22 protein-coding genes are annotated in these 21,641 nt (G+C 70.1%); 8 read left to right on the top strand and 14 right to left on the bottom strand.

Annotation, left to right across the window (positions count from 1 at the left end):
* Window positions 1-142: 142 nt before the first annotated feature.
* Complete coding sequence (gene dapA, locus SSOG_RS34135; RefSeq protein ID WP_039939322.1) at window positions 143-1,015, top strand: 4-hydroxy-tetrahydrodipicolinate synthase; 873 nt, start codon at window positions 143-145, stop codon at window positions 1,013-1,015.
* Window positions 1,016-1,093: 78 nt separating this feature from the next.
* Here dapA and dapD read toward each other — a convergent pair whose 3' ends face one another.
* The 11 genes from dapD to SSOG_RS34080 form a co-directional block, all read right to left on the bottom strand.
* Entirely contained in the window at window positions 1,094-2,050 is a 957-nt protein-coding gene (gene dapD / locus SSOG_RS34130; protein ID WP_039942150.1) for a 2,3,4,5-tetrahydropyridine-2,6-dicarboxylate N-succinyltransferase, read from the bottom strand.
* 71 nt (window positions 2,051-2,121) lie between these two features.
* Window positions 2,122-2,661 (bottom strand): TetR/AcrR family transcriptional regulator, encoded by a 540-nt coding sequence (locus SSOG_RS34125; RefSeq protein WP_039939321.1) that lies wholly within the window; start codon window positions 2,659-2,661, stop codon window positions 2,122-2,124.
* On the bottom strand, window positions 2,661-2,981 hold the full coding sequence (locus tag SSOG_RS34120; protein ID WP_009718824.1) for a DMT family transporter: 321 nt from the start codon (window positions 2,979-2,981) through the stop codon (window positions 2,661-2,663). The genes SSOG_RS34125 and SSOG_RS34120 overlap by 1 nt, the downstream gene beginning before the upstream one ends.
* Before the next feature lie 122 nt (window positions 2,982-3,103).
* The gene (locus tag SSOG_RS34115; RefSeq protein ID WP_009718823.1) at window positions 3,104-3,442 is read right to left on the bottom strand and encodes a metal-sulfur cluster assembly factor; all 339 of its coding nucleotides are present in this window, start codon (window positions 3,440-3,442) and stop codon (window positions 3,104-3,106) included.
* Window positions 3,439-3,903, bottom strand: a complete 465-nt coding sequence (sufU, locus tag SSOG_RS34110; RefSeq protein WP_009718822.1) for a Fe-S cluster assembly sulfur transfer protein SufU — start codon at window positions 3,901-3,903, stop codon at window positions 3,439-3,441. The genes SSOG_RS34115 and sufU overlap by 4 nt, the downstream gene beginning before the upstream one ends.
* A 10-nt stretch (window positions 3,904-3,913) precedes the next feature.
* Window positions 3,914-5,170 (bottom strand): cysteine desulfurase, encoded by a 1,257-nt coding sequence (locus tag SSOG_RS34105; protein WP_009718821.1) that lies wholly within the window; start codon window positions 5,168-5,170, stop codon window positions 3,914-3,916.
* Window positions 5,167-5,931: a Fe-S cluster assembly ATPase SufC gene (sufC, locus tag SSOG_RS34100; RefSeq protein WP_009718820.1), complete on the bottom strand. Its 765-nt coding sequence runs from the start codon at window positions 5,929-5,931 to the stop codon at window positions 5,167-5,169. The genes SSOG_RS34105 and sufC overlap by 4 nt, the downstream gene beginning before the upstream one ends.
* A gap of 7 nt (window positions 5,932-5,938) precedes the next feature.
* Window positions 5,939-6,262, bottom strand: coding sequence for a bifunctional 3-phenylpropionate/cinnamic acid dioxygenase ferredoxin subunit (locus SSOG_RS34095; protein ID WP_009718819.1), 324 nt, complete (start codon window positions 6,260-6,262; stop codon window positions 5,939-5,941).
* Window positions 6,259-7,428 (bottom strand): Fe-S cluster assembly protein SufD, encoded by a 1,170-nt coding sequence (gene sufD, locus SSOG_RS34090; protein WP_009718818.1) that lies wholly within the window; start codon window positions 7,426-7,428, stop codon window positions 6,259-6,261. Before sufD ends, SSOG_RS34095 begins: the two co-directional genes overlap by 4 nt.
* A 78-nt stretch (window positions 7,429-7,506) precedes the next feature.
* Window positions 7,507-8,928 carry a Fe-S cluster assembly protein SufB gene (gene sufB / locus SSOG_RS34085; RefSeq protein ID WP_009718817.1) on the bottom strand — a complete coding sequence of 474 codons (1,422 nt, stop codon included), beginning with the start codon at window positions 8,926-8,928 and terminating at the stop codon, window positions 7,507-7,509.
* Window positions 8,925-9,752 (bottom strand): helix-turn-helix transcriptional regulator, encoded by an 828-nt coding sequence (locus tag SSOG_RS34080; RefSeq protein ID WP_039939319.1) that lies wholly within the window; start codon window positions 9,750-9,752, stop codon window positions 8,925-8,927. Before SSOG_RS34080 ends, sufB begins: the two co-directional genes overlap by 4 nt.
* A gap of 218 nt (window positions 9,753-9,970) precedes the next feature.
* Between SSOG_RS34080 and SSOG_RS34075 the strand changes: the two genes are divergently transcribed.
* The 3 genes from SSOG_RS34075 (at window position 9,971) to SSOG_RS34065 (ending at window position 12,796) form a co-directional block, all read left to right on the top strand.
* Window positions 9,971-10,897: an ABC transporter ATP-binding protein gene (locus tag SSOG_RS34075; protein WP_039939318.1), complete on the top strand. Its 927-nt coding sequence runs from the start codon at window positions 9,971-9,973 to the stop codon at window positions 10,895-10,897.
* Window positions 10,894-11,685: an ABC transporter permease gene (locus SSOG_RS34070; RefSeq protein ID WP_009718814.1), complete on the top strand. Its 792-nt coding sequence runs from the start codon at window positions 10,894-10,896 to the stop codon at window positions 11,683-11,685. The genes SSOG_RS34075 and SSOG_RS34070 overlap by 4 nt, the downstream gene beginning before the upstream one ends.
* 85 nt (window positions 11,686-11,770) lie before the next feature.
* Window positions 11,771-12,796 (top strand): COX15/CtaA family protein, encoded by a 1,026-nt coding sequence (locus tag SSOG_RS34065; protein WP_009718813.1) that lies wholly within the window; start codon window positions 11,771-11,773, stop codon window positions 12,794-12,796.
* Here the strand turns inward: SSOG_RS34065 and SSOG_RS34060 are convergent.
* The 3 genes from SSOG_RS34060 to SSOG_RS34050 form a co-directional block, all read right to left on the bottom strand.
* On the bottom strand, window positions 12,736-13,902 hold the full coding sequence (locus SSOG_RS34060) for an amidohydrolase (protein WP_245606438.1): 1,167 nt from the start codon (window positions 13,900-13,902) through the stop codon (window positions 12,736-12,738). The two genes, SSOG_RS34065 and SSOG_RS34060, sit on opposite strands and share 61 nt — an antisense overlap.
* A 141-nt stretch (window positions 13,903-14,043) precedes the next feature.
* Window positions 14,044-14,379 carry a hypothetical protein gene (locus tag SSOG_RS34055; RefSeq protein WP_009718811.1) on the bottom strand — a complete coding sequence of 112 codons (336 nt, stop codon included), beginning with the start codon at window positions 14,377-14,379 and terminating at the stop codon, window positions 14,044-14,046.
* Window positions 14,380-14,435: 56 nt separating this feature from the next.
* The gene (locus SSOG_RS34050; protein ID WP_009718810.1) at window positions 14,436-15,401 is read right to left on the bottom strand and encodes a heme o synthase; all 966 of its coding nucleotides are present in this window, start codon (window positions 15,399-15,401) and stop codon (window positions 14,436-14,438) included.
* A 349-nt stretch (window positions 15,402-15,750) separates the two neighbouring features.
* Here SSOG_RS34050 and tkt point away from each other — a divergent pair, with 349 nt between their 5' ends.
* The 4 genes from tkt to opcA form a co-directional block, all read left to right on the top strand.
* Entirely contained in the window at window positions 15,751-17,829 is a 2,079-nt protein-coding gene (gene tkt, locus SSOG_RS34045; protein ID WP_009718809.1) for a transketolase, read from the top strand.
* A gap of 47 nt (window positions 17,830-17,876) precedes the next feature.
* Window positions 17,877-18,995 carry a transaldolase gene (gene tal / locus SSOG_RS34040; RefSeq protein WP_009718808.1) on the top strand — a complete coding sequence of 373 codons (1,119 nt, stop codon included), beginning with the start codon at window positions 17,877-17,879 and terminating at the stop codon, window positions 18,993-18,995.
* 5 nt (window positions 18,996-19,000) lie between these two features.
* Complete coding sequence (zwf, locus tag SSOG_RS34035) at window positions 19,001-20,527, top strand: glucose-6-phosphate dehydrogenase (RefSeq protein WP_086015886.1); 1,527 nt, start codon at window positions 19,001-19,003, stop codon at window positions 20,525-20,527.
* On the top strand, window positions 20,524-21,641 hold a 1,118-nt coding region (opcA, locus tag SSOG_RS34030; protein ID WP_009718806.1), incomplete at its 3' end, for a glucose-6-phosphate dehydrogenase assembly protein OpcA. The genes zwf and opcA, both read left to right, overlap by 4 nt.

The raw sequence follows: 21,641 nt of genomic DNA, 5'->3' as shown, positions 1-21,641 counted from the left end.
GGAGGTTTCGGGGGCGGGGGGTGTCCCACGTTTCGGGAAGGGGCGGGGCTGGGGAAAGGTCCCCCACGACGTAGCAGCCCTACACCTACACACCAAGAAGAATTAAGTGGACCTACGGCGTACCCGGCACGACACTTCCGTCATGCCCAGATCCCACCTCGCCTGCGCCATGGTCACCCCCTTCACCCGGGACGGCGACCTCGACCTCCCCGGCACCCAGCACCTCGCAGCCGCCCTCGTCGACGACGGCGGCTGCAACGGGCTCGTACTGGGCGGCACCACCGGAGAGTCGCCGACCACCACCGACGCCGAGAAGACGGCGGTCGTCCAGGCCGCGGCAGAGGCCGTCGGGGGCCGGGCGCGGATCGTGGCGGGGGTGGGCAGCAACGACACGGCGCACGCCGTCGCGCTCGCGCGGGCCGCCGAGAAGGCGGGCGCGCACGGGCTGCTGGTGGTCACCCCGTACTACAGCCGCCCGCCGCAGGAAGCCGTCGAGGCGCACTTCCGCATGGTCGCCGACGCGGTCGGCATCCCGGTCACGCTGTACGACATCCCCTTCCGCACCGGCGTCGCGCTCTCGTACGACACCCTGTGCCGCCTCGCGGAACACCCCCGCGTGACCGGGGTGAAGGACTGCGCGTACGACCTGATGAAGTCGGCGCGGACGATGGCCGCCACCGGGCTCGCCTACTACTCCGGCTGCGACGAGCTGAACCTGCCGCTCAGGGCGATCGGCGCGGTCGGCTGCATCAGCACGGTCGCGAACGTGGCGCCGCGCGAGGTGCGGGGCGTTCTGGAGGCGTACGACGCGGGCGACCCCGAAGAGGCCGCCCGCCGTCATCTCGCGCTGACCCCGCTCATCGACGCGATGATGTCCCACCTCCCCGGCGCGGTCACCGCCAAGGCGCTCCTGAGCACCCTGGGCCGCCCCGGCGGAACGGTGCGCCCGCCCCTCTTCGGGGCGGACGCAACCGTAACGGCCGAACTGGCCGCCACGTACGCAACGGCAACCTGACCGCCGAAGCCGGCGGGGTGGGGGAAATCCACCCCGCCGTGATCAGTTGTGGCTGTGCAGCGCCTCGTCCAGCACGCCTCACGACACGTGCGCGGCAGAACCTCGACGCGCCGGTCGCGGAGTTACGGCGGAAGAAGCAGGTTCGTGGCGCCAGGACAGCTCAGGGCCTTGGCGATCTTGCAGTCCCGGAAGGGTCACCCGGGTGCCCGCCGTCACGTACAGGCCCGCCTCGACGACGCAGTCGTCGCCGAGGGAGATGCCGAGGCCCGCCTCGGCGCCCAGCAGGCAGCGCTCGCCGATGGTGATGGTCTGCTTGCCGCCACCGGACAGCGTGCCCATGATCGACGCGCCGCCACCGATGTCGGAGCCGTCGCCGACGACGACGCCCGCGCTGATGCGGCCCTCGACCATGGAGGTGCCCAGCGTGCCCGCGTTGAAGTTGACGAAGCCCTCGTGCATGACGGTGGTCCCGGCGGCGAGGTGCGCGCCGAGCCGTACGCGGTCGGCGTCACCGATGCGGACACCGGCCGGAACGACGTAGTCCGTCATCCGCGGGAACTTGTCGACGCTGGTCACCGACAGGTGCAGCCCCTCCGCGCGGGCGGCGAGCCGGGCGCGCTCGACCTGGTCGGCGGCGACGGGGCCGAGCGAGGTCCAGGCGATGTTGGCGAGCAGGCCGAACTGGCCGTCCAGGCTCAGCCCGTGCGGCTTGACGAGCCGGTGGCTGAGCAGGTGCAGCCGCAGGTACACGTCATGCGCGTCGAGCGGCTTGTCGTCGATGGAGGCGATGACCGTGCGGACGGCGACGACCTCGACGCCACGGCGCGGGTCCGGGCCGAGCGCCTTGAGGGCGGTCTCGCCCAGGAGCTGGGCGGTGCGCTCGGCGTCGAGCCGCTCGGTTCCGGCCGGGCCGGGCGCGTCGGCCAGCTCGGGGGCCGGGAACCAGGTGTCCAGAACGGTGCCGTCCTCGGTGAGGGTGGCGAGCCCGGCGGCGACGGCGCCGGTGGTGCGGGTGGTGGTGGCTGCATCGGTCATGGTCAGCACGCTAACCGGAGGCGGGCCCCGGAGGCTAACCGGTCCCAGGGAGCAGACAAAGCCAGCCCCCCTCAGCCGGTCACGCGGGCGAACGCCGCCCGCGCCTCCTCCCGGTCGAATTCCCGCCCGGTCAGCAGGACCTGCAACAGCATCCCGTCGAAGAGGGCGTTGATGGCGCGCGCGACATCCACATCGCCGGTGCGCCGCACGAGCAGCTCGGTCATCCGGTCGAGGAACGCGGCGGCGAGCGGTCGCACCGAGGTGCGGCGCAGGGCGGCGAGATACAGCTCGTACTCCAGCTCCAGCCGCTTGCGGTCGCCCGTCAGCAGCATCTCCATCAGCCCGGCCATGCCGTCGGCGAGCGGCGCGTCGGGCGGCGCGTCCCGCTCCCAGCGCTCCATATCGGCCAGCCACTCGGCGTTGACCTGGTCGAGCGCGGCGACCAGCAGATCATCGAGGGTCGCGAAGTGGTACGTGGTGGAGCCGAGCGGTACGTCCGCCTCGGCGGCCACGGCCCGGTGACTCAGGCCGCCGATGCCCCGCTCCCCCACCACCGCGATCGCGGCGTCGATGATCCGCTGCCGCCGCTCGGGGTCATAGCGGCGCCCCATCAGTGGGCCCCGCCGAGGTTCAGCACGACGACTCCGGCGATCACCAGCAGCACCCCGACCACCCGCGCGGCAGTCACCGCCTCACCGAGGAACACCATCCCGATCGCGGCAATGACGGCGGTCCCGGCCCCGGCCCATATGGCGTACGCGGTGCCGACGGAGACCGTCTTGAGCGTCTGGGCGAGCAGCACGAAGGCGATCCCGTAGCCGAGAGCGGTGGCGACCGAGGGCCAGAGCTTGCTGAAGCCGTCGCTGTACTTCATCGAGGTGGTGGCCAGGACCTCGGCGAGGATCGCACCGGAGAGCGTCAGGTATCCCATGCGTACGAGTGTACACAACGATGCGTACGGGCGTACGCATAAAGGATCCGGAACGCGCGAAGCGGCCCCCGCGCATCGTGCGCGGGGGCCGCTTCGAAAGCCCGAACGGAGCCGGAGAGACCTCAGACGTTGAAGCCGAGGGCCCTCAGCTGCTCACGGCCGTCGTCGGTGATCTTGTCGGGACCCCACGGCGGCATCCAGACCCAGTTGATCCGCAGCTCGTTGACGATGCCGTCGGCCGCGGACTTCGCCTGGTCCTCGATGACGTCGGTCAGCGGACACGCCGCCGAGGTGAGCGTCATGTCGATGGTGGCGATGTTGCTCTCGTCGACGTGAATGCCGTAGACGAGGCCGAGGTTGACCACGTCGATGCCCAACTCGGGGTCGACCACGTCGTAGAGGGCCTCGCGGACCTCTTCCTCACTCGCGGGCTTGGTGGTCGTTTCCACGTTCTCAGTCATGCGGTCTTCCCTTCAGCGCCGTCGCCCAGGGCCTGAGCGGTGGCGTCCTTCCATGCCATCCAGCTCAGCAGCGCGCACTTGACCCGGGCCGGGTACTTGGAGACACCGGCGAACGCGACCGCGTCCTCCAGCACCTCTTCCATCGCGTCGTCCGGCTCCAGCTGGCCCTTGGACTGCATCAGCTCCAGAAACGTCGTCTGGATCCTGCGAGCCTCGCTCAGCTCCTTGCCCACCAGCAGGTCGTTGAGTACGGACGCGCTGGCCTGGCTGATGGAACAGCCCTGCCCCTCGTAGCTCACGTCCTCGATCGTCTCGCCGTCAAGCCGTACCCGCAGGGTGATCTCGTCACCGCAGGTGGGATTGACGTGGTGTACCTCGGCGTCGCCGTCCCTGAGCCCCCGTCCGTGGGGGTGCTTGTAGTGATCCAGGATGACGTCCTGGTACATCGAATCCAGCTTCACGTGGCATCCCCTAGCCGAAGAAGTTCCGTACGTGCTCCAGCCCGTCGACCAAGGCATCCACCTCGGCCGGCGTGGAGTACAGATAGAACGACGCTCGCGTGGTCGCAGGAATTCCGTACCGCAGGCACACCGGACGGGCACAGTGGTGGCCCACCCGGACGGCGATGCCCTGCTCGTCGAGCACCTGGCCCACGTCGTGCGGGTGGATGTCGCCGAGCGTGAAGGAGATCGTGGCACCGCGCTCCTCGGCCGTGGTGGGGCCGATGATGCGCAGGTCGGGCACCTCCAGGAGCCTGCCGACCGCGTAGTGGGTCAGGGCGTGCTCATGGCGGGCGATGTTGTCCATGCCGACCGAGGTCAGATAGTCCACGGCCGCGCCGAGGCCGACGGCCTGGGCGATCGGGGGCGTACCGGCCTCGAACTTGTGCGGCGCCGGGGCGTAGGTGGAGGAGTTCATCGAAACGGTCTCGATCATCTCGCCGCCGCCGAGGAACGGAGGCAGATCCTCCAGCAGCTCCTGGCGGCCCCACAGCACACCGATACCGGTCGGGCCGCACATCTTGTGGCCGGTGAAGGCCACGAAGTCGGCCTGGAGCGCCTGGACGTCCAGCAGCATGTGCGGGGCGGCCTGGGAGGCGTCGATGAGGACGAGCGCGCCGACGTCCTGCGCGCGGCGGACGATCGCCTCGACCGGGTTGTGCGTGCCCAGGATGTTGGAGACCAGCACGAAGGAGACGATCTTGGTCTTCTCCGTGATGACCTGCTCGATCTGGGACAGGTCGAGACGGCCGTCCTCGGTGAGGCCGAACCACTTCAGCTTCGCACCGGTGCGCTGCGAGAGCAGCTGCCACGGAACGATGTTGGAGTGGTGCTCCATCTCCGTGATGACGATCTCGGTTTCCTGGTCCACCCGGTAGGGCTCATCTGCCCAGCCGAGCATGTTGGCGACCAGGTTCAGCGACTCCGACGCGTTCTTGGTGAAGATCACCTCGTCGCGGCTGGGCGCGTTGATGAAGGTGGCGACCTTGTCGCGGGCGCCCTCGTACAGCGCCGTGGCCTCCTCCGCGAGCACATGGACGCCACGGTGCACATTGGCGTTCGCGCGCTCGTAATAGCTGTTCAGCGCGTCCAGGACCTGACGCGGCTTCTGCGAGGTCGCCGCGTTGTCCAGGTAGACGAGCTTCTTGCCGTCGTGGACCGTGCGGTCCAAGATCGGGAAGTCCTTGCGGATCGCCTCGGTGTCGAGGAGGCCCGGCAGCTGTGTCACTCGGAGACGCCTCCCTTCACGTACTCCTCGTAGCCCTCTTCCTCCAGCTTGTCCGCCAGCTCCGGGCCGCCGGACTCGGCGATCCGGCCCGCGGCGAACACGTGGACGTGGTCGGGCTTGATGTAGCGCAGGATGCGCGTGTAGTGGGTGATCAGCAGGGTGCCGACCTGGCCGGACTCGCGGACGCGGTTGACGCCCTCGGAGACGACGCGCAGGGCGTCGACGTCGAGACCGGAGTCGGTCTCGTCGAGGATCGCGATGGCCGGCTTCAGCAGCTCCAGCTGGAGGATCTCGTGACGCTTCTTCTCACCGCCGGAGAAGCCCTCGTTCACGTTCCGCTCGGCGAAGGACGGGTCGATGGAGAGCCGCTGCATGGCCTCCTTGACCTCCTTCACCCAGGTGCGCAGCTTCGGCGCCTCGCCGCGGATCGCGGTCGCGGAGGTGCGCAGGAAGTTGGAGACGGAGACGCCGGGCACCTCGACCGGGTACTGCATGGCGAGGAAGACACCGGCGCGGGCCCGCTCGTCGACGGACATCTCCAGCACGTCCTCGCCGTCGAGGGTGACGGTGCCGCCGGTGATCTTGTACTTCGGGTGACCGGCGAGCGAGTACGCCAGGGTGGACTTGCCGGAGCCGTTCGGGCCCATGATGGCGTGCGTCTCGCCCTGCTTCACGGTCAGGTCGACGCCGCGCAGGATCTCGCGGGGGCCGCCCTCGGCCTCGACGGAGACGTGCAGGTCGTGAATCTCAAGCGTTGCCATGGGTGCCTCAGGACTCCTGGGTGACGGAGACGAGCACGTCGTCCCCTTCGATCTTTACGGGGTATACGGGGATCGGACGCGTGGCCGGAAGGCCGGACGGCTTGCCGGTGCGCAGGTCGAAGCTGGAGCCGTGCAGCCAGCACTCGATCTGGCAGTCCTCCACCTCGCCCTCGGACAGCGAGACGTTCGCGTGCGAGCAGATGTCGTTGACGGCGAACACCTCGCCCTCGGTGCGCACCAGCGCGACCGGCACGCCCTCCAGCTCGACGCGCTTGGGGGCGTCCTCTTCGAGCTCGGTCAGCGCACAGGCGCGCACGAAGGTTTCGGTCATACGGACGCCTCCAGCTCGGCCTCGATCTTGGCGATCAGGCGCTCCTCCAGCTCGGGCAGTCCGATCTGCTGGACCAGCTCGGCGAAGAAGCCGCGGACGACCAGGCGACGGGCCTCGTCGGCCGGAATGCCGCGGGCCATCAGGTAGAACAGCTGCTCGTCCTCGAAGCGGCCGGTCGCGCTCGCGTGACCGGCGCCGACGATCTCACCGGTCTCGATCTCCAGGTTCGGCACCGAGTCGACGCGGGCGCCGTCGGTGAGGACCAGGTTCCGGTTCAGCTCGTAGGTGTCCGTACCCTCGGCCGCGGCGCGGATCAGCACATCGCCGATCCAGACCGCGTGCGCGTCCTTGCCTTGCAGCGCGCCCTTGTAGGCCACGTTGCTGCGGCAGTGCGGGGTGTCGTGGTCGATGAAGAGCCGGTGCTCCTGGTGCTGGCCGTTGTCGGTGAAGTACACGCCGTACAGCTCGGCCTCACCGCCCGGGGCGCCGTAGACGACGCGCGGGTGCAGCCGGACCAGGTCACCACCGAAGGTGACGACCACGGACTTGAAGGTGGCGTCCCGGCCGACCAGCGCGGTGTGCTGACCGGCGTGGACGGCCGTGTCGTCCCAGTCCTGGACCGAGACGACGGTGAGCTTGGCGCCGTCGCCGATGAGGTACTCGACGTTGGCGGCGAGCGTGGCGTCACCGGTGTGGTCGATGACGACGACGGCCTCGGCGAAGGCGCCGACCTCGATCACCTGGTGGCCGAAGGCGGTGCCGCCCTCGCCGTGCACGGCGATCCGCACCGGCTCGCTGAGCACCTTCTCCTTCGGCACGGAGACGACCGAGGCCTTCTCGAAGGAGCTGTACGCCTGGGCCGCGACCCGGTCCACCGGCTTGCCGGCCTTGCCCAGGCGGGCGTCGTCACGGCCCACGGTCTCGACGGTGACGCCCTCGGGGGCGGACACCTCGACCTTGACGCCGCCGTCGGCGACGGCGGTGCCGTCGTGGAGGCCGCGCAGCCGCTCCAGCGGCGTGAACCGCCAGTCCTCCTCGCGCCCGTTGGGCACGGGGAAGTCGGCCACGTCGTACGACGCGGGCGCGCTCACTCGCGCGTCGATGGGCTGCTGCCCCACCTGGATGACGCCGTCCGTGGTGGATCCGGCCGGAATGGTTTCAGCCATGGCTGTCGTACTGCTCGCTTTCTGCCTTCTGGGGCTTACACGGGGGTGCCCCATGGCGGGGCGGGAAGGGCGGCGGCGTCAGCCGACCGAACCCTCCATCTGGAGCTCGATCAGCCGGTTGAGCTCCAGCGCGTACTCCATGGGCAGCTCGCGCGCGATGGGCTCGACGAAGCCGCGCACGATCATCGCCATGGCCTCGTCCTCGGACAGGCCGCGGCTCATGAGGTAGAAGAGCTGGTCATCGCTGACCTTCGAGACGGTCGCCTCGTGCCCCATGGACACGTCGTCCTCGCGGACGTCCACGTACGGGTAGGTGTCCGAGCGCGAGACGGTGTCGACCAGCAGGGCGTCGCACAGCACGTTGGACTTGGAGCCCTCGGCACCCTCGCCGATCTCGATGAGACCGCGGTAGGAGGTGCGGCCACCGCCCCGGGCCACCGACTTGGAGACGATGTTCGAGGAGGTGCGGGGCGCCATGTGCACCATCTTGGCGCCGGCGTCCTGGTGCTGGCCCTCGCCCGCGAAGGCGATGGACAGGGTCTCGCCCTTGGCGTGCTCGCCCATCAGGTAGACGGCCGGGTACTTCATGGTCACCTTGGAGCCGAGGTTTCCGTCGACCCACTCCATGGTGGCGCCCTCGTACGCGACGGCGCGCTTGGTGACCAGGTTGTACACGTTGTTCGACCAGTTCTGAATGGTCGTGTAGCGGCAGCGGCCGCCCTTCTTGACGATGATCTCGACCACCGCGGAGTGCAGCGAGTCCGACTTGTAGATCGGCGCCGTACAACCCTCGACGTAGTGGACGTAGGCGTCCTCGTCGACGATGATCAGCGTCCGCTCGAACTGGCCCATGTTCTCGGTGTTGATCCGGAAGTACGCCTGGAGCGGGATGTCCACGTGGACGCCCTTGGGCACGTAGATGAACGAGCCGCCGGACCACACCGCCGTGTTCAGCGAGGCGAACTTGTTGTCGCCCGCCGGGATCACGGTGCCGAAGTACTCCTTGAAGAGCTCCGGGTGCTCCTTGAGCGCGGTGTCGGTGTCCAGGAAGAGGACGCCCTGCTCCTCCAGGTCCTCACGGATCTGGTGGTAGACGACCTCGGACTCGTACTGGGCCGCGACACCCGCGACGAGGCGCTGCTTCTCGGCCTCCGGGATGCCCAGCTTGTCGTACGTGTTCTTGATGTCCTCGGGCAGGTCCTCCCAGGAGGCGGCCTGCTGCTCGGTGGAGCGGACGAAGTACTTGATGTTGTCGAAGTCGATGCCCGACAGGTCCGAGCCCCAGGTGGGCATGGGCTTCTTGCCGAAGAGCTTCAGGCCCTTGAGGCGGAGCTTGAGCATCCACTCCGGCTCGGACTTCTTCGCCGAGATGTCGCGGACGACCTCCTCGGAAAGGCCGCGCTTGGCCGAGGCTCCGGCCACGTCGGAGTCGGCCCAGCCGTACTCGTAGTTGCCCAGACCCTCGAGCTCGGGGTGAGCAGTCTCCGTGGGGAGAGTCATTCGGGGTTCCTCCCGGCCGTGCTGGCAGATGCTGTGGTGGTCTTGGTGATGCGGTGGTCTGTCTTCTCGACCGCTGTATCGGTCTGTCCGGCCTGGTGTCCGGTCTTCGGAATGAACGTCGTGCACACTCCGTCGCCATGGGCGATGGTGGCCAGACGCTGCACATGAGTCCCGAGCAGCTGGGAGAAGACCTCGGTCTCCGCCTCACACAGCTGCGGATATCGCTCGGCTGCGTGGGCGACCGGGCAGTGGTGCTGGCAGAGCTGTTCGCCGACCGGCGCGCTGCGCGCCGTAGCAGCGTACCCGTCCGCGGACAGTGCGCCCGCCAGGGCTTCGGTACGCCGCCCGGGGGCGGCCGACTCGACGGCGCCGCGGTATCCCTCGGCCTGGGCGGCGAGCCTGGCACGGGCGAAAGCCGCGACGGCGGCCCGGCCCTTCTCGCCGCCGCCCGCGCTCTGCTCGATCCAGCGCAGGGCGTCGACGGCAAGATCGTCATAGGCCTGGTCGAAGGCGTCACGGCCGCAGTCCGTCAGGGCGAACATCTTGGCCGGGCGGCCGCGCCGGCGCGCCCCGTACACCCTCTTCTCGCGGGGCTCGACGACGCCGTCGGCGACGAGGGTGTCGAGGTGGCGCCGCACGGCCGCCTGGGTCAGCTCCAGCCGCAGGGCGAGCTCGGCGGCGGTGGACGGGCCGTGGTCGAGGATGGAGCGGGCAACCCGGTTCCGGGTGCCGTGCTGCTCCTCCGGAGCGGTCACGGCAGGCATGCCGGACCGCGCGGCCGACTCGGCCGCGCGTCCCTGGGGAGCCTCGCTCGCGTATTTCACAACGCCATTGTTGCGTAATTCTTCGGCAAGGTACAAGCGGGAACGGAGGCGGCTTCCGGTGGAGTGCGTCACTTAGGTGAACCTAAGTGTGACCTGCGACGATGCGGCTGCCCGGCTCGTCGGAAGGGGTGCGGGAGGGGGCCCGCACCGGCCGCGGCCAGGGATTCGTTCCGGCCCTGCCGCCCACGGCGCCATCCGCCGTTCGTAGACTGCCGGACATGCGAGAAGAGCCCGCGGTCGACGTCGTCGGCCTGGTCAAACGGTACGGCTCGAAGACCGCCGTCGACGGGCTCGACCTGTCCGTCGGCCGCGGCACCGTGAGCGCCGTCCTCGGCCCCAACGGCGCCGGCAAGACCACCACCGTCGAGACCTGCGAGGGATATCGCCGCCCCGACGCCGGGACGGTCCGCATATTCGGCCTCGACCCGGTCGCCGACGCGGCGGCACTGCGGCCGCGAGTGGGCGTCATGCTCCAGTCCGGAGGGGTTTATTCCGGGGCGCGCGCAGAAGAGATGCTGCGCCACACCGCCACCCTCCACGCCCATCCCCTGGACGTCGCCGCGCTCATCGAGCGGCTCGGCCTCGGCTCCTGCGGCCGGACGACCTACCGACGGCTCTCCGGCGGCCAGCAGCAGCGGCTCGCGCTCGCCATGGCCGTCGTCGGCCGCCCCGAACTGGTCTTCCTCGACGAGCCCACCGCCGGGCTCGACCCGCAGGCCCGCCGCGCCACCTGGGACCTCGTCCGCGATCTGCGCCGCGACGGCGTGACCGTCGTGCTGACCACGCACTACATGGACGAGGCCGAACAGCTCGCCGACCACGTCGCCATCATCGACGGCGGCAAGGTGATCGCCCAGGGCACTCCCGAGGAGCTGTGCCGCGGCGGCGCCGAGAACACCCTGCGCTTCAGCGGCCGCCCCGCGCTCGACCTGGCCTCGCTGCTCAAGGCGCTGCCCGTCGACAGCACGGCCGCCGAGCTGACCCCCGGCGGCTACCGGGTCACCGGCAAGGTCAACCCGCAGATGCTGGCCACCGTCACCTCCTGGTGCGCACAGAACGGCGTCATGCCCGACCGCATCTCGGTCGAGCGGCACACCCTGGAGGACGTCTTCCTGGAGCTGACCGGTAAGGAGCTGCGCGCGTGACCGCCACAGGCACCTATCGCCCCGAGCCGGGGGCGGCACCGCTGCTCCGGATGATCCGCGCGCAGGCCGCGCTGGAGACCCGGATGCTGCTGCGCAACGGTGAACAGCTGCTGCTGACCGTCGTCATCCCGTCCCTCGTCCTGGTGCTCTTCAGCAGCGTGAACATCGTTGACACGGGCGACACCGGCGTCCCCGGGAACGCCGGAAGCTCCGTCGACTTTCTCGCGCCCGGAGTGCTGGCGCTCGCCGTCCTGTCCACGGCCTTCACCGGACAGGCCATCGCGACCGGCTTCGAGCGGCGGTACGGCGTGCTCAAGCGGCTCGCCGTCTCCCCGCTGCCCCGCTGGGCGCTGATGGCCGCCAAGACGTGCGCGGTTCTGGTCACCGAGATCCTCCAGATCGTGCTGCTGACGGCGATCGCCTTCGCGCTGGGCTGGTCGCCGCAGGGCGACCCGCTCGCCGTGGTGCTGCTGCTGGTCCTCGGCACCGCCGCGTTCTCCGGGCTCGGGCTGCTGATGGCGGGCACCCTCAAGGCCGAGGCGACCCTTGCCGCCGCCAACCTGGTCTTCCTGCTGCTGCTCGTGGGCGGCGGGGTGATCGTCTCGCTGGACAAGTTCCCGGGCGCCGTACGGGGCGTACTGGAGTTGCTGCCGATCGCGGCGCTCTCCGGCGGGCTGCGGGACGTCCTCCAGGACGGCGCCGGGATGCCCTGGCGGGACCTGGCGATCCTGGCCGTGTGGTCGGTGCTGGGGCTCGGTGCGGCGGCGCGGTTCTTCCGCTGGGAGTGAGGGGCTTCCCGGTACGTGACCTCGTGTCCCCCGGTAACCGGACCCCTCGTGAAAAGCTGCACAAGCTCCGTCCTACGATGACTCCGTGCCGAATTCGCTGAATCCGTTCGAGCTGATCGCCCGGCGCTGGCAGCCCTCCGCGCGCTTCGTGGAGCGCGCCGCGCTCGCCACCGTGGTGATGGCCGTGGTCATCGTCGTCACCGGGGGCGCGGTGCGGCTGACCGAGTCCGGGCTGGGCTGTGACACCTGGCCCAGGTGCACCTCCGGGAGCCTGACGCCCACCTCCGAATTGGGCATCCACGGCGCCATCGAGTTCGGCAACCGCATGCTGACGTACGTGCTGTGCGCGTTCGTCGGCCTGCTGATCATCGCCGCCCGGGCCCGTCAGCCGGTGCGCCGCTCCCTCACCCGGCTGGGCTGGGTCCAGTTCTGGCTGATCATGAGCAACGCCATCATCGGCGGCATCATCGTCCTCACCGGCCTGAACCCGTACATCGTCAGCTCGCACTTCCTGCTGGCCACCGCGCTCCTCACGATCGCGATGGTCGTCTGGCAGCGCTCCCGCGAGGGCGACGGCGCGCCGCGCGACCTGGTGGCCCGGCCCGTGCGCCAGCTGACCTGGCTGCTGGTCGGCGCGACCCTGACGCTGATCCTGCTCGGCACCGTGGTCACCGGCTCCGGTCCGCACGCCGGTGACGCCCGTGAGGTGCACCGGATCCCGCTGGACTGGCAGGAGATCACCCAGCTGCACGTGGACTTCGTCTACATCGTGCTGGGCCTCACCGTCGCCCTGTGGTTCGTGCTGCGCGCCGTGCAGGCCCCGGCGGCCGTGCGCCGTACGGTGCTGGAGCTGCTGGGCGTGCTGCTCCTCCAGGGCGTGATCGGGTACGTGCAGTACTTCACGGGCCTGCCCGAGGTGGTCGTCGGCGTCCATATGTTCGGGTCCTGCCTGGTGTGGATCGCGGTCCTGCGGGTGTTCTTCGCGCAGCGCGAGCGCCCGACGCTCGCCGCCGTCCCGGAGTCCGGCCCCACGGGCGACCACGAATCGCTTCAGCCGGAGACCCCGGCGGACCCCGGCCCGGCGCCCGAGCCCGCCGCGTCCAGCCGGTAGACCCGGCGCGCCGTCCCGGCCGCGACCAGCCCGGCGATCCGCCGGGCCTCCGTCCTCGTACAGATGCCGTCGGCGACCCACTCGGCCGCCAGCCGGTCCATGGCCTGGCCGAACAGCCGGGCCGCGGTCACATACAGCTCGGGCAGCGCTCGGGCGCCGGTGGAGAACAGCAGCTTGCCGAACGGCGCCTCGCCCAGCGTCTCCGCGGGCCGCGGCCCCGCGTCCGCGTAGACGTGCGGGAAGACGGCGGCGAGCTGGGCCGCGCGGCGGTGGTGCGGCCGCTCGGGCAGCAGTACCAGGTCGGTGCCGAACCCGGCGGTGGCGCGTAAGAAGCCGGTGAGCGGCCGCGGATCGGCGCAGTGGAGCTGCACCGGCAGCCCGGTGGCCACGGCGCTCCACAGCAGATGCTGGGCGAGCACGGGGTCGGGCGCCCGGTTGCGGACCGGGCGCGCGGAGAGCCGCCGCGCCGCCGCGCGCCGCACCTCGCGCGGGTCGGGCGGGGTCTCGTCGCAGAAGGTGATGCCCAGCGCGAAGGCGGTGGCGTGCTGGGCGGCGGCGTAGAGGGCCTCGGCGGTGTTGCCCATGAACGCGTCGACCGTCCCCGAGGTGTCCGCGACCTGTTCGGCCAGCGGTTCGAGCCGTACGACCTCATGGACGCGGCCCTCGGCGGCCGCCGCCAGCTCGGCGGGCGAGGTGAGGTCGCTGGGGGCGCCCGACTCCAGCAGAAACGTGCCGATGCCCGCGCCGCGCAGCAGCAGCCGGGCGGCGCGGTAGGCGCCCAGCTCGCGGCGGCGGGCGAGATAGCGCACGGGCGTGCAGTACGGCTCCATGCCCAGCAGCGGCGGGCACCAGCGGCGCACGGCGAGCCCGGTCCAGCTGTCGAAGTACGTGGTCCCCGCCGGGGCCGGGCCCGATCCCGCGGCGGTGGCCAGATGCGTCTCGAACGAGCCGAGGCCCAGCTCGCCGTGGACGATGCCGTGGCCGTGCTGATCGACCAGCGGCGGCAGCTCCACGCCCGGTCCGTCCCGGGGCACCGAGCCGGTAGCGGGCCCCGGGGCGTGTTCGCAGGGCCCCAGGGTCTCCGGGGAACCCGTCGCCTCCTCCATCGCCGCCGCCTCCTCGCCCTCCGGCATCGCAGGGCTTAACGCCCGGATGCCGCACGAGGTGTCGCCGGTCTGGGTCCGACGGACCGGCCCTATGCGGGCGCCGACCCATTGTGCCGGTCCGGCGGGACGGATTCCGGCGGTTCAGGTGTTGCGGGGGCCGCCCAGTTGGATACCGGCCATCCGCTTCCATTCGTACGGGCCCGTACGAACCTTCGCCGCCAGCTCGCCGTCGAAGTCGTCCTGGAGCGTGAGCCCGGCGATCTCCACCGCGCGGCGGCCCGTCTCCTGGGAGGGGGCGACCAGGGTGCCCCACTCGCCGTTGGCGCCCACCAGGGCGATCCGGACGGTGCCGCGCCCGATGTGGGCGAGCTGGCCCTCGGCGCTGCCGCCGTGGCTCTTGGCGAAGGCCGTGATCTGGTGGGCGAGCCGCTGGGCCCGCTTCTCGTCCTTCGGGGACGCCTGCGTGGTATCTGCCATACCACCGATGCTACCCGCCGGTAATTACGGCCGGAAGGGGATCAGCGCAGGAAGGGTCACCGCAGGAAGGGGTCCACCGCGACGGCGACGAAGAGCAGCGAGACATAGGTGATGGACCAGTGGAACAGCCGCATCTCCTTGAGCTTCGCGCCGGTGACCTCGGCCCGGGCGCGCGCCTGGAGCCCGTGCGCCTCCTTGAGCCAGAACGCGCCCAGCACGGTCGCTGCCGCCGGGTAGAACCAGCCGGTGTAGCCGAGCGGCCACAGCAGCAGCGAGACGCCGACCATGAGCCAGCTGTAGAGGACGATCTGCCGGGCGACGGCCTTGTTGCCCGCGATGACGGGCAGCATCGGCACGCTCGCCCGCTCGTAGTCCTCCTTGACCTTCATCGACAGCGGCCAGTAGTGCGGCGGCGTCCAGAAGAAGATGACCAGGAAGAGGATCACCGCGGCCCAGGAGACCTCATTGGTGACCGACGACCATCCGATGAGCACCGGCATACAGCCCGCGATGCCGCCCCAGACGATGTTCTGCGAGGTACGCCGCTTGAGCAACATCGTGTAGACGACGACGTAGAAGACCAGCGCACCGAGTGCCAGCATCGAGGACAGCGGGTTGACCAGAAACCAGAACCAGGCCGTGGACACGGCGGCCAGCGAGAAGGCGAAGACCAGGCACTCGCGCGGCGACACCATGCCGGTGACCACGGGACGCTGCGACGTGCGGTCCATCAGCGCGTCGATGTCACGGTCGTAGTACATGTTGAACGCGGCGGCGCCACCGGCGGACAGATAGCCGCCGATACAGGTCGCGAGGACCAGCCACAGATCCGGGACGCCCTGGGCGGCCAGGAACATGACTGGCACCGTGGTCATCAGCAGCAGTTCGATGACGCGCGGCTTGGTCAGCGTCACGAACGCCTTGACCCGGGCCCCGAACGGCCGGCGGCCGGGAAGCCGCTGCCCGAGGCTCGATTCGCTCGTTTCGAGCACCCCCGCAGGACGGGATTCGACGGCCGTCACGCACACCCCTGGTGGAAGCAAGAACCAGCAAGCACCGGAGATGAAACCCCGGTAAAGACTTGCGCGTACCACGCCACTCTAGACGTAGCGGATACGCCGCCTGCCGCCGGGGTCGGCTCGTGTTGATGCCCCTCGAAGACCTGCGCGGACACCCCGTACAACTACCGGAACGCTGTATTCCATGGCTCTCGGAGAGAACTCCGATGGAATGCCGCGACCTTGAGATTCGTTTCGTAAGACGTTGAGTGGAACTCGAAAAGATGACCGTTCTTACAGGGGTAGGCTCGACCTCGCCGGTGTGCACACGGTCACCGGACAGCGACATTGTGGAGAGGAGCCCTGACTCAGGGTGAGCAACAAGCCGACTACCACAGACCTTGCATGGACCGATCTGGACCAGCGGGCCGTTGACACCGCCCGCGTCCTGGCCATGGACTCCGTACAGAAGGTCGGTAACGGCCACCCTGGCACGGCCATGAGTCTCGCGCCCGCCGCGTACCTTCTCTTCCAGAAGCTCATGCGGCACGACCCCTCCGACGCGAACTGGGCGGGCCGCGACCGGTTCGTCCTGTCGCCGGGGCACACCAGCCTGACTCTCTACGTGCAGCTCTACCTGGCGGGCTTCGGCCTGGAGCTGGAGGACCTGAAGTCCTTCCGCACCTGGGGCAGCCTCACCCCGGGCCACCCGGAGTACGGCCACACCACCGGTGTGGAGACCACCACCGGGCCGCTCGGCCAGGGCATCGCGAACGCGGTGGGCATGGCCATGGCCGCCCGCTACGAGCGCGGTCTCTTCGACCCGGAGGCGCCCGAGGGCGCCTCCCCGTTCGACCACACCATCTGGGCGATCGTCTCCGACGGCGACCTGGAGGAGGGCATCTCCGCCGAGGCGTCCTCGCTGGCCGGACACCAGAAGCTGGGCAACATCGTCGCGCTGTACGACGACAACCACATCTCCATCGAGGGTGACACCGCCACCGCGCTGTCCGAGGACGTACTGAAGCGGTACGAGGCGTACGGCTGGCATGTCCAGCGCATCGAGCAGGCGGCCAGCGGCGACTTCGACATCGAGCAGCTGTACGCGGCGCTCAAGGCGGCGCAGGACGAGACCGAGCGCCCCTCGATCATCGCCGCGCGCACGATCATCGCCTGGCCCGCGCCGAACGCGCAGAACACCGAGGCGTCCCACGGCTCCGCCCTCGGCGCCGACGAGGTCGCCGCCACCAAGCGGGTCCTGGGCTTCGACCCCGAGCAGCACTTCCAGGTCGACACCGAGGTCATCAACCACGCCCGCGGGCTGGTCGACCGCGGCCGCGAGGCGCACGCCGCCTGGGACAAGAAGCTCCAGGAGTGGCGCAACAACAACCCCGCGCGCGCCGCCGAGTTCGACCGCATCACCGCCGGTGAGCTGCCGGAGGGCTGGGAGAGCGCGCTGCCGGTCTTCGAGGCGGGCAAGGACGTCGCCACCCGCAAGGCGTCCGGCCAGGTGCTCAAGGCGCTCGGCGGGGTGCTCCCGGAGCTGTGGGGCGGCTCGGCCGACCTCGCCGGCTCCAACAACACCACCATCGACGCGTCCTCGTCCTTCCTCCCGAAGGGCAACCCGCTGCCGGAGGCCGACCCCTACGGGCGGACGATCCACTTCGGCATCCGCGAGCACGCCATGGGCTCGACCATGAACGGCATCGCGCTGCACGGCAACACCCGTGTCTACGGCGGCACGTTCCTGGTCTTCTCCGACTACATGCGCCCGGCCGTGCGGCTGGCCGCGCTGATGAAGCTGCCGGTCACCTACGTGTGGACGCACGACTCCATCGGCCTCGGCGAGGACGGCCCCACCCACCAGCCGGTCGAGCACCTGTCCGTGCTGCGCGCCATCCCGGGCCTGAACATCGTCCGCCCGGCCGACGCCAACGAGACCGCCATCGCCTGGCGCGAGATCACCCGCCGCCACAGCGACAACCCGGCCCCGCACGGCATCGCGCTCACCCGGCAGAACGTGCCGACGTACGAGGCCGACGAGAACGCCGCCAAGGGCGGTTACGTCCTCTTCGAGGCCGAGGGCGGCCAGCCGCAGGTGATCCTGATCGGCACCGGCTCCGAGGTCCAGCTCGCCGTCGAGGCGCGTGAGCAGCTCCAGGCCGCCGGTGTGCCGACCCGCGTCGTCTCGATGCCCTCGATCGAGTGGTTCGAAGAGCAGGACAAGGGGTACCGCGACAGCGTGCTGCCGCCGTCCGTGAAGGCGCGCGTGGCCGTCGAGGCCGGTATCGGCCTGACCTGGCACCGCTACGTCGGTGAGGCGGGCCGCATCGTCTCGCTGGAGCACTTCGGCGCCTCCGCCGATTACAAGGTGCTCTACCGGGAATTCGGCCTGACGACCGACGCCGTGGTCACCGCCGCCCGCGAGTCCCTGGACGCCGCCGGGCAGTGACGCCCGCATCCGACTTGAACAGCGACGAGCAACAGGAGACACACCCCATGACAGACGCACTCAAGCGGCTGGCCGACGAAGGCGTCGCGATCTGGCTCGACGACCTCTCCCGGAAGCGGATCACCTCCGGCAATCTCGCCGAACTGATCGACCAGCAGCACGTCGTCGGCGTCACCACCAACCCGTCGATCTTCCAGAAGGCGATCTCCGGCGGCGACGGTTACGAGCAGCAGCTCACCGATCTCGCGGCCCGCAAGGTCACCGTCGAGGAAGCCGTCCGGATGATCACCACCGCGGACGTCCGGGACGCCGCCGACATCCTGCGCCCGGTCCACGAGGCGACCGGCGGCCAGGACGGCCGGGTCTCCATCGAGGTCGACCCGCGGCTGGCCCACAACACGGCCGCCACCATCGCCGAGGCCAAGCAGCTGGCCTGGCTGGTGGACCGCCCGAACACGTTCATCAAGATCCCGGCCACCCAGGCGGGGCTCCCGGCGATCACCGAGGTGATCGGCCTGGGCATCAGCGTCAACGTCACGCTGATCTTCTCCCTGGAGCGCTACCGCGCGGTCATGGACGCCTACCTGACCGGTCTGGAGAAGGCGAAGACCGCCGGCCTCGACATCTCCAAGATCCACTCGGTGGCGTCCTTCTTCGTGTCCCGGGTGGACACCGAGATCGACAAGCGCATCGACAAGCTCGGCACCGACGAGGCCAAGGCGCTGCGCGGCAAGGCCGCCCTGGCCAACGCCCGGCTCGCCTTCCAGGCGTACGAGGAGGTCTTCGGCTCCGACCGCTGGGCCGCCCTGGACCGGGCGAACGCCAACCGGCAGCGCCCGCTGTGGGCCTCCACCGGCGTCAAGGACCCGGCCTACAAGGACACCCTGTACGTCGACGACCTGGTCGCCCCGGGCACCGTCAACACGATGCCGGAGGCCACCCTCGACGCGGTCGGCGACCACGGCGAGATCAAGGGCAACACCGTGGCCGGTGCGTACGAGCAGGCCAAGGCCGACATCGAGGCGCTGGCCTCGATCGGCATCTCGTATGACGAGGTCGTACAGCTTCTGGAGGACGAGGGCGTCGAGAAGTTCGCGGCGTCCTGGAACGACCTGCTGAAGTCCACCGAGGCGGAGCTGAAGCGCCTCGCACCGTCGGAGGCGTGAACACCTTGACCATCGGCAGCAATCCGCTGCGTGACCCGAAGGACCGGCGGCTCCCGCGCATCGCGGGGCCGTCCGGCCTGGTCATCTTCGGGGTCACCGGTGACTTGTCCCGCAAGAAGCTGATGCCCGCCGTCTACGACCTGGCCAACCGCGGCCTGCTGCCGCCGGGCTTCTCGCTCGTCGGCTTCGCCCGCCGCGACTGGGAGAACGAGGACTTCGCCCAGGTCGTCCACGATGCCGTGAAGGAACACGCGCGGACCCCGTTCCGCGAAGAGGTCTGGCAGCAGCTCGCCGAGGGATTCCGCTTCGTCCCCGGGGAGTTCTCCGACGACGACGCCTTCGAGAAGCTGAAGGCGACGATAGAAGAGCTGGACAAGGCCCGCGGCACCGGCGGCAACTTCGCCTTCTACCTCTCCGTGCCGCCCAAGTTCTTCCCCAACGTGGTGCAGCAGCTCAAAAAGCACGGGCTGTCCGACGGGCAGAACCACTCCTGGCGGCGTGCCGTCATCGAGAAGCCCTTCGGCCACGACCTGGAGAGCGCCCAGGAGCTGAACCAGGTCGTCCACGAGGTCTTCCGGCCCAGCGATGTCTTCCGGATCGACCACTACCTGGGCAAGGAGACGGTCCAGAACATCCTGGCGCTGCGCTTCGCCAATACCATGTTCGAGCCGCTGTGGAACCGTTCGTACGTCGACCACGTGCAGATCACCATGGCCGAGGACATCGGCATCGGCGGCCGCGCGGGCTACTACGACGGCATCGGCGCCGCCCGGGACGTCATCCAGAACCACCTGCTCCAGCTGCTCGCCCTGACCGCCATGGAGGAGCCCGCCTCCTTCGACGCCAAGGCGCTGGTCACCGAGAAGCTGAAGGTGCTCACCGCGGTCAAGCTGCCGCGCGAACTGGGCAAGCACACCGTGCGCGGCCAGTACGCCCACGGCTGGCAGGGCGGCGAGGAGGTGCGCGGCTACCTCGAAGAGGACGGCATCGACCCGCAGTCGAAGACCGACACCTACGCCGCGGTCAAGCTGGAGATCGACAACCGCCGCTGGGCGGGCGTTCCCTTCTACCTGCGCACCGGCAAGCGGCTGGGGCGCCGGGTCACCGAGATCGCCGTGGTCTTCCAGCGCGCCCCGCACTCCCCCTTCGATGCCACCGACACCCAGGAGCTGGGGCAGAACGCCCTGGTCATCCGGGTGCAGCCGGACGAGGGCGTCACCATCCGGTTCGGCTCCAAGGTGCCCGGCACCTCCATGGAGATCCGCGATGTGACGATGGACTTCCAGTACGGCGAGTCCTTCACCGAGTCCAGCCCCGAGGCGTACGAGCGGCTGCTGCTCGACGTCCTGCTGGGCGACGCGAACCTCTTCCCGCGCCACCAGGAGGTGGAAGAGTCCTGGCGGATCCTCGACCCGATCGAGGCGTACTGGGACAAGCACGGGAAGCCCGAGCAGTACACGGCCGGTACTTGGGGGCCGAAGGCCGCGGACGAGATGCTCGCACGAGACGGACGGAGCTGGCGGCGGCCATGAACATCGATCTCACGGACACCACGTCCAGCCGGATCAACTCCGCTCTGGTCCAGGCGCGCCGGGCCACCGGCACCCCGGCCGTGGGCATGGTGCTCACCCTCGTCATCGTCACCGACGAGGGCAACCACTACGACGCGCTGAAGGCCGCGAGCGAGGCGTCCAAGGAACACCCCTCGCGCATCCTGGTCGTCATCAAGCGGCCGGGCCGCTCGCCGCGCGACCGCAAGATGGCCCGGATGGACGCCGAGGTCCGGGTCGGCGGCGAGACCGGCACCGGTGAGACGGTCCTGCTGCGGCTCCACGGCGAACTCGCCAACCACGCCTACTCGGTGGTCCTGCCGCTGCTGCTGCCGGACGCCCCGGTCGTGGTGTGGTGGCCCGAGGACGCCCCGGAGCACCCCGCCAAGGACCTGCTGGGGCAGCTGGCCCAGCGCCGCATCACCGACGCCCAGGCCACCGAGGACCCGGTCGCCACGCTGGGCCTGCGGGCCGAGACGTACACCCCGGGCGACACCGATCTGGCGTGGACCCGGATCACCCCGTGGCGCAGTGTGCTGGCGGCCGCGCTGGACCAGAAGCATTCGAAGATCACCTCCGCGGTCGTCGAGGGCGAGGCGTACAACCCGAGCAGCGAGCTGCTCGCGCTGTGGCTCGCCGAGCGGCTGCGGGTCCCGGTCGACCGGCAGATCTCCGAGGGCCCGGGGCTGACCGCGGTGCGGCTGGAGACGGCCGACGGCGTGATCTGCCTGGACCGGGCCGACGGTGCGCTGGCCGAGCTGGCGATGCCTGGCCAGCCGGACCGGCACGTCGCGCTCCAGCGGCGGGAGATGTCGGAGCTGATCGCCGAGGAGCTGCGGCGGCTGGACCCGGACGAGATGTACGCGATCTCGGTGAAGTACGGCGTCAACAAGCTGAACGGCGGCGGGACCGCGTCGGCCGGCGGTGGCGGGACCGCCACCGCGACCGCCGAGGCGCCCGCGCCCCCGGCGCCGCCCCGGCCGCCGCTGCCGACGCGCGATCCGGGCTCGGCCCCGTCCCCGACGAACACCCCCGCCCCGCCGCAGGCCCCGGCCCAGTCACCGGCGGCACCTTTCGGCGCCCTCAGCACCTTCGG

Origin of the sequence: Streptomyces himastatinicus ATCC 53653 (assembly GCF_000158915.1) — a bacterium.
GTDB classification, from domain to species: Bacteria; Actinomycetota; Actinomycetes; order Streptomycetales; family Streptomycetaceae; genus Streptomyces; species Streptomyces himastatinicus.
The sequence above is the reverse complement of the archived record's forward strand: the minus strand, read 5'-3'. Positions and strand labels throughout refer to the sequence as shown.

Excerpts from the sequence above, each read along its gene's own strand:
- SSOG_RS34115 (WP_009718823.1), bottom strand. The coding sequence starts at position 3,442 with ATGACTGAGAACGTGGAAACGACCACCAAGCCCGCGAGTGAGGAAGAG.
- dapA (WP_039939322.1), top strand. The coding sequence starts at position 143 with ATGCCCAGATCCCACCTCGCCTGCGCCATGGTCACCCCCTTCACCCGG.
- sufB (WP_009718817.1), bottom strand. The coding sequence starts at position 8,928 with ATGACTCTCCCCACGGAGACTGCTCACCCCGAGCTCGAGGGTCTGGGC.
- SSOG_RS34095 (WP_009718819.1), bottom strand. The coding sequence starts at position 6,262 with ATGACCGAAACCTTCGTGCGCGCCTGTGCGCTGACCGAGCTCGAAGAG.
- SSOG_RS34125 (WP_039939321.1), bottom strand. The coding sequence starts at position 2,661 with ATGGGGCGCCGCTATGACCCCGAGCGGCGGCAGCGGATCATCGACGCC.
- SSOG_RS34120 (WP_009718824.1), bottom strand. The coding sequence starts at position 2,981 with ATGGGATACCTGACGCTCTCCGGTGCGATCCTCGCCGAGGTCCTGGCC.
- SSOG_RS34055 (WP_009718811.1), bottom strand. The coding sequence starts at position 14,379 with ATGGCAGATACCACGCAGGCGTCCCCGAAGGACGAGAAGCGGGCCCAG.
- SSOG_RS34060 (WP_245606438.1), bottom strand. The coding sequence starts at position 13,902 with ATGGAGGAGGCGACGGGTTCCCCGGAGACCCTGGGGCCCTGCGAACAC.
- sufD (WP_009718818.1), bottom strand. The coding sequence starts at position 7,428 with ATGGCTGAAACCATTCCGGCCGGATCCACCACGGACGGCGTCATCCAG.
- sufC (WP_009718820.1), bottom strand. The coding sequence starts at position 5,931 with ATGGCAACGCTTGAGATTCACGACCTGCACGTCTCCGTCGAGGCCGAG.
- SSOG_RS34075 (WP_039939318.1), top strand. The coding sequence starts at position 9,971 with ATGCGAGAAGAGCCCGCGGTCGACGTCGTCGGCCTGGTCAAACGGTAC.
- dapD (WP_039942150.1), bottom strand. The coding sequence starts at position 2,050 with ATGACCGATGCAGCCACCACCACCCGCACCACCGGCGCCGTCGCCGCC.
- tal (WP_009718808.1), top strand. The coding sequence starts at position 17,877 with ATGACAGACGCACTCAAGCGGCTGGCCGACGAAGGCGTCGCGATCTGG.